We start from the raw sequence: 14,158 nt of genomic DNA on the forward strand, positions 1-14,158 counted from the left end.
GGGACAGGTCGCGACCTGTCCGAATCGTGCAAGTGGAATTCAAATATGAAGGTAGATGAAATGGCCTAAGAAATCCCTAAAATCACAAACACCGACCACCATGCGTGCGGACAGGTCGCGACCTGTCCCTACAAAAACAAAAAAACCCCCTCCTGTTTTTAGGAGGGGGCTTGGGGGAGGTAATATAAATTACTTCTTTGCAGTGATGTCCAGGCTTACAGTGAAATTATCGTCGATCACTTTGTCACCCAGGTCATCGAAGAAGCTCTTAGAACCGTAGCGTACGTCATACTTGGCACGGTCAACGATCACATCAGCCTTCGCAGTAGCTGTACCATTTTCAACATTGATCGTAGCTGGGAAGCTTACCGGGTTGGTTTTGCCTTTGATGGTCAGATCGCCTTCTACGTTATAGTTTGGCTGACCGGCAGCAGCGTCAGCTATCGGGCTGATGCTGTTGATTTTGAAGTTAGCAGTCGGATGCTGCTCTACGCCAAAGAAATCGTCAGACTTCAGGTGAGCTACTAGGTCAGCATTGTACTTGGCATCTGTTAAGTCTGTATTCGTGATAGAGGCCATGTCGATGGTAAACTCACCACCTACTAACTGGCCGTCAGCTACTACCAACTCACCGCCTTGCAGGCTGATGTTACCAGAGTGCTCGCCACCCACTTTTTTACCATTCCAGGTTAGTTCACTGGCAGCCGGATCTACGGCATATGCCTCACCCTCCGCTGTCGCAGCAGCTTCTGTAGTTACGGCAGTTGTGTTCTCAGTTGCAGTGTTGCTGTCGGTGCAGGCAGTAAATAAAAGCGCTGCGGCCATAGAAGCAAGAATTGCTGTCTTTTTCATGTAATTCTAATTTAGATAATTATAGTTTTCTGATTCTGTTTGCAAATCTAATGTATATACATTTATTGTACAAACATAGTTCAGGATTTTTTGAATTGTTGAGAGGTTGGATTGCTAAATTGTTGAATTGTTGGATGGTTAAACTGGTGAATGGGTTTTGTAGGGACAGGTTGCGACCTGTCCGAATCATGCACGGGGAATTATCTGAATTTCTATATAGGGCCCCTACCCCAAGGATTTACAGGATTAAAGGATTAACAGGATTCAGGATTTATAATTAAAGGGTTGAGATTAAATTCTCTATGCGGAAATCCTGTAAATCTTAAAATCCTGAAAATCCTGATTCAGACAAAAAAACCCTCCCCTGTTTTTAGGGGAGGGCTTGGGTGGGGTTAATCAAGCTATACCTGTTAGCTATTCGTCTGCTTCGCTTTCACATTAAAGCTTACTGTAAACTCGTCGTAGATTGCCTTGTCACCCAGGTTCTCGAAGAAGTTGCTGGAGCGGTAGCGGATGTCGAACTTGGTGCGGTCTACTGTCACATCAGCCTTGGCTGTGGCCACACCGTCTTTCACGGCGATAGTGGCTGGGAAGCTAACTGGGTTGGTGATGCCCTTAATGGTCAGGTTGCCTTTTACGTTATAATTCGGCTTTCCGGCAGCGGCTTTAGTGATCGGAGTAGCTTCGGTGATTACGAAAGTTGCGCTTGGGTTCTTTTCAACACCGAAGAAATCGTCTGACTTTAGGTGACCAACCAACTTGCCGTTCATGCCGGCATCTTTGATGTCTTCCACTGTGATCGAACTCATGTCAAACTCGAAGGTGCCGCCAGTCACGCGGTTTTTGTCAACCTGCAGCTGACCGCTTTTCATAGAAATTTTGCCATAGTGCTCACCTGTCACTTTCTTGGCGTTCCAGTTTACTTCGCTGGCGGCAGTCTCCACAGCAAATGTGCGTGCCTTGGCTGGAGCTGCTACTTCAGTAGCATTCAGATCAGCGCGGGAGGTGCCGGTAAAGGCAGAAAGCATCAGCGCAGCTGCGAGTGATGCCAGAATAGCGGTTTTCTTCATGTGATGGATTGTTGATTTTTAAGTAGTTGAATGGTTAGATGGTAAAATTATCAAATGGTTTAATTCTTTTCCCTCACTTTATCCAACAGCTTGCTCAGTTGCAGGGCTTCTTCTTCTGACAGGTTGGTGATCCCTGTTCCCTTCCCTCCTTCCAGTTCGTCCATCTGCATGAGCAAGGCCAGGCCTTTGTCGGTGATCAGCACATCCACAGTGCGCCGGTCGTTTGGGCACTGCTGCCGTGTCACCAGTTCTTTGGCCACTAACTTATCCACGATGCGTGAGGCGTTAGAGGTCTTGTCGAGCATTCGTTCTATCAGCATGCTAACGGTAGTGGGCTTCGGGTATTGTCCGCGCAGGATACGCAATATATTATACTGCGGCAGGCTTACCCCAAAAGGTTTGAATTGCGCACTTTGCTGCTGCTCTACCCATCCGGCAGTATATACCAAATTAATGTACGCTTTCTGGTGAGGACTCCTGAATACCGGCTGCTTAATTTCTTCTTCTATATTCATTTTATGTTGTTTCGTTTTGGTATGGTATTAACCTGCTCCTGCTGAGTATTGTCTCAATCTCTAATAGTGCCCATGTCCCATAGATTATCAAGATTATCGTGCACGACTGCCATCATATCCATACCGCAAGTTTGAGTGAGCGATCAACACTCCCCTGCCCTTTCAAGAGGGAGGTATCTCTTGTGTAAATCCCCTCTTGAGAGCAGGGTTGTTTCCATCCTATTTTTGTCATCCTGAAAGGATCTTGGTAAAGAGGGCCCCTACCCCCGCCAGTAGCTTCGGCTTAACCTCCGGGGGTAGGGGCCCTCTATTTCAACCAAGTTTCTTAACAGAATGACAGAATATTCGGGTCTATTTTTTAGAATGAAACGATCTGCCTCCCAAAAGGGGTAAGGGTGGGTTGATTATTTATGATAATCCTGAAAATCTTTTAATGCTGTAAATCCTTGGGGTAGGGGCCCTATATACAGATTCAGACAAACTATCCCATCCACAAATATATGTACATACATTTAATACAACAACATAGTTCAGATTTATACTCAATGATTTCCTGTATTTACATTCTGAAAGCAACCTTATACTAATAATACACTGCTGGTGTCATACAGCTACTTGACTATAAAAATATTTATTTTAAATATTACACTTTACAGTTAACTCAGAACCTTATCTCTTACCATACACTTCTCACTATCATGAAAAAAGCATTTAAAATCATTGGGATACTACTTGTGTCACTGGTGGTGATTGCAGCGGCGGGGGTTCTGTATCTGCGTTATACCTTTCCGAAGGTGGATGCGGCTCCTGCCATCACCATCAATAAAACGCCCGAGTTACTTAAGCGGGGAGCTTACCTGGCCAATCATGTGGCGGTTTGCATCGACTGCCATTCTACCCGTGACTTTTCGAAGTTCGCAGGTCCGGTTATACCTGGCACCGAGGGCAAAGGGGGTGATGTGTTTGACCATTCCATGGGATTTCCGGGCGTTTTTTATGCCCGAAACATCACATCTGACACAGAGACAGGCATAGGCAACTGGACCGATGGGGAGGTATACCGCGCCTTTACGACGGGAGTTAGCCGCAATGGCGATCCGCTCTTCCCGGTCATGCCTTATAAGTCATATGCCAGCATGACCACCAACGACGCCTATGCCATTGTTTCATACATTCGTTCTCTCGACCCGATCAAACACAAGGTACCGAAATCAGATCCTGACTTCCCGATGAACCTGATCTTGCGTACCATTCCGTCCGGCAGCCCCACTCCTACAGATGAACGCACCCTGCAGGACGAACTGGTGCGCGGCAAGTACCTGCTCACCATAGCCGCCTGTTCTGAATGCCACACGCCACAGGAGAAGGGAGCCCCAATTGAAGGGAAATACCTGGCAGGCGGATTTGAATTTAAATTTCCCAACGGAGCCGTTTTGCGTTCCGCTAACATCACGCCTGATAAACAGACAGGTATAGGCAGTTGGACAGAAGAGGCCTTTGTGCAACGCTTCAAGAACTATGAGTCGCCTGAGGCCACCGCTGATAAATTAGGGCCAGACGATTTCAACACTATAATGCCCTGGGCAATGTATGCCGGTATGGAAGAAGCGGACCTGAAGGCGATCTACAAATACCTGATGTCTGTGGAGGGGAATGTCAACAAGGTAGAGCGCTTTAGCCCGCCAACTGCTGTAGCCAGCAAATAAGAACTACCCTACACCTTACGCACGTTTGCTATCCTGCTCGTAGAAGTTTAGTGGAAACGTGCGTATGTATTTCTATATTTGAGGTATAGCCAACCCCACAGCATGGAAAGCAAAACCTACACAACTTATATGTCGTCACCTCTGGGCGTGCTCCGGATCAGCGGTACAGATCTGGGTATAACAGAAGTCAGATTTTGTGAAGAGGAGGCATCGTATACTGAGCAGACTTCAGAAATGCCAGCCTGTATCAGCGACTGCGTACAGCAGTTAGAAGAATACTTTGCAGGAAAGCGTCATAATTTTGACTTGATGCTGGCGCCTGCCGGTACAACTTTTCAAAAGCAGGTATGGCAGGAACTGCAAGGTATACCGCATGGCAAAACCACCAGCTACCTGGCCGTGTCAAGGGCTGTCTCTGGTGAAAAGGCGATACGGGCTGTAGGAGCTGCCAATGGCCGAAACCCCATCTGCATTGTGGTGCCCTGCCATCGGGTAATCGGAAGCGACGGAAGCCTGACCGGTTACGCAGGCGGACTGTGGCGTAAGGAGTGGCTTTTACGCCATGAAGGATCGTTGCGAACTGCTGCTCAAACTTTCCTCTTTTAAAAGTTCAAATATTAAACAAAATACTGCAACCCGCTTGCAAGTATGTAGTATAAAGTAATAGCACCCTATGTTAAGGTGCCATTACTCCTTACTATATGCAATTGTCTTATCAGAAAGCAGAAACACATGCTCTCGAAGCTCAGTTGAGTGCCCGGGTGCTCGCTTTTTGCCTGGACACACTTTTCCTGCTTTCCATTATCGGGCTCATCGAGTACTTTACCATCAGCAGCAACGAGGAGGCATTCCTATTTAAATCGGAGCGACTGCTGCACCTCCTGATGGGTTGGTTATATTTTGCCGGTACTGAAAGTGCTGCCTGGCAGGGTTCCATAGGCAAACATTTGTTGGGACTCCGTGTGGTAGGGCAATCTGGTGAGCGCATCTCGTTCCGAAGAGCCAGCCTCCGCTACCTGCTCAAGCCGATCAGTATCTTTGTATTGCTTATGCAGGCCTTGACAGGAGCAAAAGTCCTTGCCTACTCCCGCCTGTTTCACGACCGCATCTGCAAAACCAGGGTATTGTCTTAAATCTCCTAAGCCCCAAATTCAGACACTTCTACGCTAGCGGTGTTGTCTGAACGAACAGTCAGTTTGAATAAGTAACGATACTGACTGTCAGCAATCTCCTCAAAAGGCTTTGTTACACCAAATGCTTCAATGATCGGTAACAGGGTATTGGAGTGTCCAGCCACTACGACCGTTTCCCCACGATGCTCCTCCAGTATACGTGCTTTCAGGCCTTCAAAGTCGTGCCCCTCATACTGCACTACTTCCATGTTGCGTTCTTTAGCGAGCGGGTAAAGCGTTTGTCCGGTACGCATGTACTTGGTGGCATACAAGGCATCTACCTCCTGCCCTTCCAGCAAAGTCCGCAAGGCTTCAGCCCGTGCATGCCCCACCTCTGTCAGTTCCGGGTCTTCGTTGGAGGCATCAGTGGTATCCTTCTCAGCATGGCGCACCAGGTATATAGTTGTCACTTCCGTGGCAGTCTCAATCTCCTCGATCTGCTGATCGGAAGTAGCCGTACCAGAGTTGCAGGCACTGAAAATGCTTATAAACAGAAGCAAAAAACTGAGTTTGAAGAGATTTTTCATGCGATAAGGTTTAGAAAGTGGGAAGATATTGTCTGAATCAGGATTCGCAGGATTTAAGGATTATCAGGATTTATTATGGATATCATGAAGAGTAACTTAATCCTAGCAAACTTTTAGCTGTTATCAATTTTCAAATTGGTATTGAAGACCTTTTTATATTGAAGGCTTTTAGCCCCAAAATTAATAAGCAATCCAATTGGAAGGTTGTAAGCGACAACATAGTTTTTAGCTTGGGCTAAATGAACATCTTCTAAGTCTATTAGAGCCTTCAACTCGATTACAATGCTGCTCTCAACTATAAAGTCTGCCCGTCGATTACCAACCTCAATACCATTGTAGTATATCGCTTGCTCTTTTTCCCGCTCAAAGCCTATACCCACAGCCTGAAGTTCGATTGCCAGGCATCTTTGGTAGATTACCTCCTGAAACCCGTTGCCTAATGTCCTGTGGACTTTCATGGCGCATCCAATAATCCTGAAAGTAAGCTCTTCATGATTCATCAGCAATTGTACGTTGCATTTACTATTATTGGTAAATCTCTCATATTACTGAATCCTGTCAATCCTTAAATCCTGAAAATCCTGATTCAGACAATCAACAAACCCCTACAACTTATACCCCAACTCTATACCTTCGGTAAGCAGGCGTTCGGCCTGGCTGCTTTTACCTTCTTGGTACAGCAGGCGGACCAGGCTTTGGCGGGCTTCGTACAGGTATGGGTTTTCGCGGAGAGCGGCTTCATAGGCTTTCTGAGCGCGTTTTGGCTCTTTTTCGGCTTCCCAAACCTTGCCAGAGGCGAACAGAAAATCGGCCAGTTCGGCTGGGGTGTGCTGCACGGGTTGCTTCTTGAGTTCTTCCTGCGCTTTAGTGGTATTACCTAGTCCGGCGTATACCCTGGCCAGCAGGGTGGCTTCGCTACGGGCACGTATTTTACCGTTGTTAATTGGCTCCAGCAATTGCTGGGCGGCAGTTTTGTCTCCGAGTTGCAACTGCCAGGCCGCCATGCGGACCATGTAACCCGGCCGGGGTGTGCCTGCCGCCGTGAGGATGCGCTGTGCCTCTGCGAGCGTAGCGATGGCTTCGGTATACTTGCCCTGCGTGGCCAATACTTCGGCATACTGTTGGCGCAATTCGTAATGCTGCGGCTTGCGGGCGACCATTGCTGCCAATGTGCGTCCTGCTTCTTCCGACGGCGCAGCGGTGCCACGCAGCCAACTGGTATAGACCTGTGCTTCGTCACGACGTTCACGCAGGTAGGTGGAGATGGTTGGTGCTTCCTGTACGTAGCGCTCCCCTACTGCAATGGCCTCAGGCAGGCGTCCGTAGGCAGTGTACATCTCCCGGAAAGCCTGGTTAATACGAGCGCGGGTCAGCAGGTCATCCTCCAGCAAAAGAGCCTGCTCATAGCGCAATTGCTGCTCTTGAAGAGCACGCCGGGCGGGAAGTTGACCGGCTCTGCGGCGTGCTTCCAGCAGATCCGCCTCAGCGGTGTAGATCGGTGCATACTCCTTGTTCACTTTCTGAGCCTGCTGCACCCACTGCTGTGCTTCGTCGAAAGCCAGTTGTCTCTGCTTCAGACCTGCATAGGCCAGCATGGCAGGTTGGTAGTTGGCGTCCCAGGTGAGGGCAGAATCGAGCAGCGCCGTGGCTTTTGGGTAGTTCTGTGCTCGGGTTTCGCGTTCGGCCAGGTTCAGGTATACCTGCGCCCAGTTGCTGGCCATGGCCTGTTTGTCACCAGCCAGGTAGGCTTGCTGCCGTTTTACCAACTCATCCAGGAAGGTATACAGTTCCGGGTCCTTGGCCTTCAGGTCGCTGGTGGTGTTGATGGACTTGTGGTTGAGCGGGTGCACTTTCACGGGCTCGAAATATGCCGGATAGGTTTGGGCCAAGTACTCGTGCTCGTTGTTTGCGGAGTAATAGTCAAGGGTACGCCCCTCTTTCATGGCATTATGGTAAAGGCGGCGAACAGCCCGGTTTTCAGCATCTGTGAACACACGGCCGTGGAACAGGTGCACATACTCGTGCAGCACCACATTGCGCTCCAGGTAGGCTCCCCGGATGACGTACTCAATGGCAGCGGCTCCGCTTCCCACTCCCCGGATATCCATCCACTGGCGATTATCAAAGGTGGTGGCCTGCCGGAAGAAAGAGGAATTCATGGCAATAGCTAGGTCCACATGCAGTGGCGGAATAACAAATTTCTCTCCCTGGCGCGACAGAAAAGGAAAATACACGGTGCTGGCGTATAGCTGCGACCAGACCATCTTCTTAACCGTTTCGCCCGGATAATAAGTTACATCCGGAAACACGCGGGCAAAGTTGACAGGATCCTTGATCTCCGTTTGTTGGATCACCTGCGTGAGCGAATCATATGCGGCCAGGTATACGAGTTGCTTTTGCTTAATGACAGCGGCCAGGGCATTGTGCGCAGGGCCGTAGTGTTGCTTGTTGCGGAGGATACGCTGGAAAATGACTTTAGCTGAGTCGAGTCGTGGCTGACGCGGCAGATCGAAAGCCATGTAGTAGGCAGAGCCACGCAGCATGTCAGGTAGTACCGAAGTGGGGTAAGTCTGCTGCACTTTGCGGATCTCAGCCAGAGCCTCCTGTAATTTGCTTTGAGAGATCAGCTGATCAGCAGATTGCAGGGCTTTGCGCACGGCTTCGTCCTCCGGCTGGGCATAATCGGCATAGGTGAGGTTGGTGTGACCATTTCCCCAGTGCCAGTGCGTGACGTAGTGCAGCGGGTTGAGCTCAAGTGCCAGTTCCCACTGCTCAGACATGGCGTTGAGTTGCGTCGCATCCACCCGGCGCCAGATGGCATAGCCATAGTTGAAGCGGGCATCCGCATCGAAGGGGTCGAGGGTCAGGCTTTTAACAAGCGGTTTTTCGGCCTCTTCTGGCTTCTGGTCCCAGAAAAGCACATCCGACTCCAGCAGGTAGGCGGCGGCGTTGTTCGGATTCCAGCGCTGTACTTTCAGCGCCTGGCCCAAGGCTTCGTTATACTTCTTCTGCAGCATCAGGATACGCCCTACCAGCAGATTGGCCTCTTCATCTTTTTGATTTGCGCGAAGCAGTTTTTGGGTGGTAGCCAAGGCCTCGTTCAATTCCCAGGCCTGGACCTGCAGCTTACTCTGCAACAGCAAGGCCGCTCTGTTCGAAGGCTCCTCTTTTAATACCTGTGCTACTAACGCCTCCGCTCCATGGTATTGATGCTGCAGCATGGCAAGACGTGCTTTCGCCAAATTAACGGCAGAAGAAGCCGTAGACGTTCTAAGCAACGCCTCAGCCTCCTCCCACATACCCAGGTCCAACATGCGGTCCGCTCTTTCAGGCAATGGCCTTACACCTGTCTCCCGCAGAGCACTCCGCTCCTTCTCCAGCCTGGCTCTCACCTCAGCTATCTGATCAGGCTGCTGAGCAAAGACGGGTATAGCAAGAAGCAAGAAGGTATAGCAAAAGCAGGCAGCAAGCAGGCGAGACATAGTTTCTGTTTTAGAAAGGCGGTTGATCACTCTAAATTAAGCGACCTGTTGCTGAAGACAAAGGGAAATGTTGAATTGTTGATTGTTAGGTCCATGATTGTTACGGGCAACTGATGCATGATTCGGACAAGTATACCGGTGCACGATCCGGACAGGTCGCGACCCAATGCCGTCAACTTAAGAAATACTATACCCAACCTGTCATCTCGACAGCATGGAGAGATCTGGGTTATTTAGAAGTTTCCGCACTAATTCAGATTTCTCCCAAAACGAGGGCCCCTACCCCCAGGTCGAAATGACAAAAATAACCTTAAATTGACTGCATGAAGTCTCAGGTCGTTCCTACAAAGAACTTCAACTTTTTAACTTTCTCCCTCCCAAATTTTCTAACCTCCCAAAATACCACCGCTCTATTTTCTTCATCAGCCAGATAGCAACTAGTAGCCAGAGAATGCCCATGGCGTATCCGGCAAGCACATCGGTGGCGTAGTGCACATTGAGGTAGATGCGGCTATACCCAATAAGGAGGAGCAAGACGGTGAGGAGCGTTACCCAGCACAGTCGCCAGAGGGGGTGTTTGACTTCTCGCCACACGATGTAGATGAGTAGCCCGTAGAAAGAGCCGCCGATCATGGCGTGTCCGCTGGGGAAACTGAGACCCGACTGCTCGAGCATAGCCGTGACGGGTCGGGGCCGTTCGAAGAGTCGCTTGAGCAACTGATTGAGCATGGTACTGGTAAAAGCGATGACCAGCACCTTAAGTGCATACCAGCGCAAATGTTGGAACCAGGACATGACTAACACAATAAGGGCCGGCGCGACCAGCAGATAGTCGGCAGAAGCGAAAAAAGAGAAGAAGCGCATCAAGCGGGTCATTTCCGCAGAACGGTGGGTCGCAGCATAGCGAAACATGGCATAGTCGAGATCAGTATCCTGCTGAATGAAAACTTCGCGGGTCATGTAGCCGAACACCAGAAGACAGGCAAAAAAAGTCAGCGCGACCAGCACCGCTTCGGCTGACAACAACGCCAGTAGTTTCAGAAGTCGCTTGGTCAGGCTTTTCATGTCACAAACTTTTTGCCTCCTTTACGGGGAAATGTGGTGTTGGTGTAGATTAGGTGGGTAGTTGGATGAGGAATTATCAGAATCAGGATTTTCAGGATTTAAGGATTAACAGGATTCTCACAGATGCCGGGTCCAACCACCCCTAACCCCTCATTGTCTAAGGCGGGGAGTCTGTAACTGCTAAATCAAGGTATAAGCTTCGTCGTTTCTGTCACGTACTAGTGGCACGTATTGAAAAACTAACTTGCACTTAAGCTATGAAACAAATCTCTTGTACCAAGTGCACTATTAACGATTTTGTGTTTGAGCGGTCAGCGAGTTTAAAATCGTCTTGATTTTTTTGCCTACTTTTTTTATCAAGGAAAAAAGTAGGTGCCCGCCGCACAGGCGAAGCTACAAAGCAGCGCCGGTTGCTACACCAGCAGAAGCTTGTTTCTAATACTGTTAGTAATCCCAAGATTAATCAGCGTCGACAGATAAGTCAGCACAATCCAGAAAGGGGTAAAAACAAAAAAGCCGGCTTTGCAGCCGGCTTTTTTACATTTTGGATTAGTGCGCACGGGGAGACTCGAACTCCCACACCCGAAGGCACAGGCTTCTGAGACCTGCACGTCTACCAATTTCGCCACGTGCGCAGCTGGTATTAATCAAAATGTGTTTCCCAAAACCCTTTAACCCTTGTAGATTGGGATTGCAAAGGTATAACAGAAATTATTATCTGCAATAGTCATTGCGAAAAAAAATTCAGTTCACCGGAGATCAATCTTCCTCAACCACTGGGGCAATCTCTTTGCGGGTGTACTTCTCGATACGGCGCAGCATCCCGATACCGATGATAACCCACAGAATACCAGCAGCAAAGCCTGCCACCACATCCGTCGCAAAGTGCACGCGCAGATATATCCTACTGAATCCGATGAGTAAAATAAAAATCACGAGCAGGGCCACTAAAAAATTTCGCAGCGGCTTTGATTCCACATGTTTCCAGGTCAGGTAGATGATCAGGCTGTAAAATGAGGCGGCGATCATGGAGTGTCCACTTGGAAAGCTCAGGCCAGAGGCGTCGACCAGAGGCATCGTGGGGCGTTCCCTGTCAAAAAAGAACTTGAGCACCAGGTTGAGCGATATACTGCCTAGCGCCACCACGGGCACTTTAAGCGAATACCACTTGTGCCGCCGCACGAACAAAAAGTAGGCGATCAGCAGCAGTCCCGCCGCTGTCATAAAGTGGCGAGAGGCGAAAAAGGTAATGATTTCGATGAACTGCGTAAAGCCGGTGCTTTGCAAATCGGCAGCTACTGAAAAGGCTGCTTCGTCGAACTTGATCGGACCGGATGCCTCCACCACCTGGGCGCTCACGTAGAGAAAAACCAGCACACAGGCCAGGAAAACCACCATCACAAAGATCAGTTCGAGGGTGAACAACGCAAAGCCCGCTGCCAGCTTTTTATAAAAGTGTCGTATCATGAATATCCTGGGTCTTAATTCAAATATAGGCTAAGTATACGCCAGCCTTGTAATTACGTATGCAAAGCCTATCATATTGATTAGGAAAGCGTATGGGCCATAGCACCAGACTATTCATTGCAGCGCCGCTCCCTGAAGCACTTAAACAGTTTTTCACCGAACAGGCCAACAGATATAAGAGTGAGGCCATACGCCAGGTCCCGACGGAGAACCTGCACCTTACGCTTTACTTCATTGGCAACGTACCCGCCAGCCGGTTACCCGCTATACAGGATGTCACCGCCCACATGGCACGGCAGTTTGCTCCGTTCGACTTGCACCTGGCAGCCATAGAGCCTGGCCCCAAACCCCGCTCCCCACGCCTGATCTGGGCCCGGTTCAACAACCATGATGCCTTTGCACAACTGAGTCGCTCCCTCACACAGGCGCTTTCGGAGGAGCCGCCCCTCAACCGCGAGCCAAAACCGCACGTGACACTTGCCCGCTTTCGCAAGGACCACCCGGTGCCCCATCATCTTGAATCGTTCAACCCTGACGCCTCCATTACACTGCAGGTAAACGAGATCGCGGTCTGGCACTCTGAGTTAGGATCACCACACCCCCGCTACAGCATCTTACAGCGCTACCCCCTGACGGGCAACCCCTCAGTCGGCAAAACAGTATGAGAATCACCCTTAATGAAGAAGACAAAACCTTATGAATCAAACGGAACTCACCGAACTGACCATGATGCTGAAAGACAATGGCCTGACCGTTGCCTTTGCTGAGAGTTGCACGGCTGGCATGCTATCATCTGAACTGGTAAAAGCCAAAGGCAGCAGCGATGTGCTGATCGGCAGTATAGTGGTATACAATGTGGAGGCCAAGAAAAAACTGCTGGGAGTGAAACAGGACACGCTCGACCTCTACACCGCCGAGTCGCAGCAGGTAACCAATGAGATGGTGATGGGACTGAAAAAGGCGCTAAATGCCGATATCAGTGTCGCCACTACAGGACTTGCCGGCGCAGGGGGCTCCGAAACGTCCGAAAAGCCGGTAGGCACCATTTTCGTTTCCTTTCTGTATGATGGCAAAGCGGAGGAGTTCCGCGAAGTGTTCAAAGGCAACAGTCAAAGCCTGCTCAAACAGTTCACCGAATACGTGCTCGAGAAACTAAAGGGGATTGTAGAGGAGCATTATGCCCGGTAAGCACTCTTACTGGTAATGAACATTATTTAATTCTGTCATTTCGAACGCTAGTGAGAAATCTGGAGTGAAATACAAATGCATGTTAAACCATAACTATTTTGTTTATATCACTACAAACCCTAAAAAACCACGCTCTATATTGGCATGACGAACGAACTCTCACGCAGAATGGACGAGCATGTTTTGAACGCGGGCAATCCAGATTCTTTTGCAGGTCGATATTATTGTTATCATCTGGTATACTATGAACGTTTCACCTATGTACAGCACGCAATTGACCGAGAGAAACAAATAAAGAAATGGAGCAGGAAGAAAAAGGAAGAATTAATTAATACTTTCAATCCTGACTGGGATGCACTAAATGAAGAGATCAAAGAAATGCGTGATTAGCTTCCCAAGCCTCCAGATTTCTCACTGGCGTTCGAAATGACAGAATTGACAGGGCCTGACTTAAATCCGTGAACAACACCAATTTCGATAGCATTGCCCCAATCTACGCTAGCCTCTCACGGCTCGTCTTCGGTAATGCGTTGCGGCGGGCGCAGACAGAACACTTGGCACTTATACCTCCCAATTCAAATGTACTACTGATTGGGGGTGGGTCTGGTTGGTTGCTGGAGCAGTTGCTAAGGCTGCAGCCCCTGGCAGAAGTGACTTACCTGGAAGTCTCTCCTAGAATGCTGCAACTGGCCCAGCGCCGTATGAGTCAACAAGCTGCTGCATATTCCAAAATAAAATTTCGATTGGGAGATGAAAGCAGCCTGCAGCCCGACGAAACCTTCGACGTTATCCTGACCCCTTTTCTGCTTGATCTTTTCCCGGATGAACGGCTGCTATACCTGATGGACCGCTTATTCACTGCATTACGTCAGCAAGGGCTCTGGCTTTTCAGCGATTTCTGGCCAACCCACACACCAGCCCCTGTTTGGCAGCAACTCCTGCTACGGAGCATGTATACCTTCTTCGGGAAGGTAAGCCGGGTGAGTGCTTCCCGCCTGCCTGATTTTGAACGCCATTTCGCCAGACTGCCCTTGCAGGAGTTACAGGCGGCTGCATTTTATAGCGGACTCGTGCAGGCCAAGGTCTATCTCAAGGTATAGCCACTTTGCGCGAC

At 49.4% G+C, this 14,158-nt stretch carries 15 protein-coding genes and 1 tRNA gene; 7 read left to right on the top strand and 9 right to left on the bottom strand.

The genetic code is table 11. The features are described from left to right. Window positions 1-189 precede the first annotated feature (189 nt). From C8E01_RS04105 to C8E01_RS04115, 3 genes are all read right to left on the bottom strand, one after another. The gene (locus C8E01_RS04105; protein WP_165820559.1) at window positions 190-852 is read right to left on the bottom strand and encodes a YceI family protein; all 663 of its coding nucleotides are present in this window, start codon (window positions 850-852) and stop codon (window positions 190-192) included. Window positions 853-1,262: 410 nt separating this feature from the next. Next, window positions 1,263-1,922: a YceI family protein gene (locus tag C8E01_RS04110; RefSeq protein WP_116542088.1), complete on the bottom strand. Its 660-nt coding sequence runs from the start codon at window positions 1,920-1,922 to the stop codon at window positions 1,263-1,265. A 59-nt stretch (window positions 1,923-1,981) separates the two neighbouring features. After that, the gene (locus C8E01_RS04115; protein ID WP_116542089.1) at window positions 1,982-2,437 is read right to left on the bottom strand and encodes a MarR family winged helix-turn-helix transcriptional regulator; all 456 of its coding nucleotides are present in this window, start codon (window positions 2,435-2,437) and stop codon (window positions 1,982-1,984) included. A 698-nt stretch (window positions 2,438-3,135) separates the two neighbouring features. Here C8E01_RS04115 and C8E01_RS04120 point away from each other — a divergent pair. The 3 genes from C8E01_RS04120 (at window position 3,136) to C8E01_RS04130 (ending at window position 5,276) form a co-directional block, all read left to right on the top strand. Then, window positions 3,136-4,143 carry a c-type cytochrome gene (locus C8E01_RS04120; RefSeq protein WP_116542090.1) on the top strand — a complete coding sequence of 336 codons (1,008 nt, stop codon included), beginning with the start codon at window positions 3,136-3,138 and terminating at the stop codon, window positions 4,141-4,143. A gap of 102 nt (window positions 4,144-4,245) precedes the next feature. After that, on the top strand, window positions 4,246-4,749 hold the full coding sequence (locus C8E01_RS04125) for a methylated-DNA--[protein]-cysteine S-methyltransferase (RefSeq protein WP_116542091.1): 504 nt from the start codon (window positions 4,246-4,248) through the stop codon (window positions 4,747-4,749). Between the two features lie 95 nt (window positions 4,750-4,844). Continuing rightward, window positions 4,845-5,276 carry an RDD family protein gene (locus tag C8E01_RS04130; RefSeq protein ID WP_116542092.1) on the top strand — a complete coding sequence of 144 codons (432 nt, stop codon included), beginning with the start codon at window positions 4,845-4,847 and terminating at the stop codon, window positions 5,274-5,276. 5 nt (window positions 5,277-5,281) lie between these two features. On the opposite strand, the gene C8E01_RS04135 is transcribed toward C8E01_RS04130, so the two are convergent. The 6 genes from C8E01_RS04135 to C8E01_RS04160 all read right to left on the bottom strand — a co-directional run bounded on the left by C8E01_RS04135 (window position 5,282) and on the right by C8E01_RS04160 (window position 11,856). Then, a complete protein-coding gene (locus tag C8E01_RS04135; protein ID WP_116542093.1) occupies window positions 5,282-5,842 on the bottom strand; it encodes a histidine phosphatase family protein in 561 nt (186 codons plus the stop codon). Between the two features lie 113 nt (window positions 5,843-5,955). Beyond that, window positions 5,956-6,342 (bottom strand): GxxExxY protein, encoded by a 387-nt coding sequence (locus C8E01_RS04140; protein WP_116542094.1) that lies wholly within the window; start codon window positions 6,340-6,342, stop codon window positions 5,956-5,958. A gap of 105 nt (window positions 6,343-6,447) precedes the next feature. After that, window positions 6,448-9,324: a tetratricopeptide repeat protein gene (locus C8E01_RS04145; RefSeq protein ID WP_116542095.1), complete on the bottom strand. Its 2,877-nt coding sequence runs from the start codon at window positions 9,322-9,324 to the stop codon at window positions 6,448-6,450. Between the two features lie 354 nt (window positions 9,325-9,678). Continuing rightward, window positions 9,679-10,389 carry a phosphatase PAP2 family protein gene (locus C8E01_RS04150; RefSeq protein WP_116542096.1) on the bottom strand — a complete coding sequence of 237 codons (711 nt, stop codon included), beginning with the start codon at window positions 10,387-10,389 and terminating at the stop codon, window positions 9,679-9,681. Between the two features lie 553 nt (window positions 10,390-10,942). After that, window positions 10,943-11,024 (bottom strand) — tRNA-Leu (locus tag C8E01_RS04155). A 124-nt stretch (window positions 11,025-11,148) separates the two neighbouring features. Further along, complete coding sequence (locus C8E01_RS04160; protein ID WP_116542097.1) at window positions 11,149-11,856, bottom strand: phosphatase PAP2 family protein; 708 nt, start codon at window positions 11,854-11,856, stop codon at window positions 11,149-11,151. 92 nt (window positions 11,857-11,948) lie between these two features. Here C8E01_RS04160 and thpR point away from each other — a divergent pair, with 92 nt between their 5' ends. The 4 genes from thpR to C8E01_RS04180 all read left to right on the top strand — a co-directional run bounded on the left by thpR (window position 11,949) and on the right by C8E01_RS04180 (window position 14,144). After that, a complete protein-coding gene (gene thpR, locus C8E01_RS04165; RefSeq protein ID WP_116542098.1) occupies window positions 11,949-12,521 on the top strand; it encodes an RNA 2',3'-cyclic phosphodiesterase in 573 nt (190 codons plus the stop codon). A 31-nt stretch (window positions 12,522-12,552) separates the two neighbouring features. Beyond that, the gene (locus C8E01_RS04170; RefSeq protein ID WP_116542099.1) at window positions 12,553-13,044 is read left to right on the top strand and encodes a CinA family protein; all 492 of its coding nucleotides are present in this window, start codon (window positions 12,553-12,555) and stop codon (window positions 13,042-13,044) included. A gap of 144 nt (window positions 13,045-13,188) precedes the next feature. Further along, window positions 13,189-13,434, top strand: coding sequence for a GIY-YIG nuclease family protein (locus C8E01_RS04175; protein WP_317046894.1), 246 nt, complete (start codon window positions 13,189-13,191; stop codon window positions 13,432-13,434). A gap of 68 nt (window positions 13,435-13,502) precedes the next feature. Beyond that, window positions 13,503-14,144 (top strand): class I SAM-dependent methyltransferase, encoded by a 642-nt coding sequence (locus tag C8E01_RS04180; protein WP_116542100.1) that lies wholly within the window; start codon window positions 13,503-13,505, stop codon window positions 14,142-14,144. Window positions 14,145-14,158 lie beyond the last annotated feature (14 nt).

Source organism: Pontibacter virosus (genome assembly GCF_003096355.1).
GTDB classification, from domain to species: Bacteria; Bacteroidota; Bacteroidia; order Cytophagales; family Hymenobacteraceae; genus Pontibacter; species Pontibacter virosus.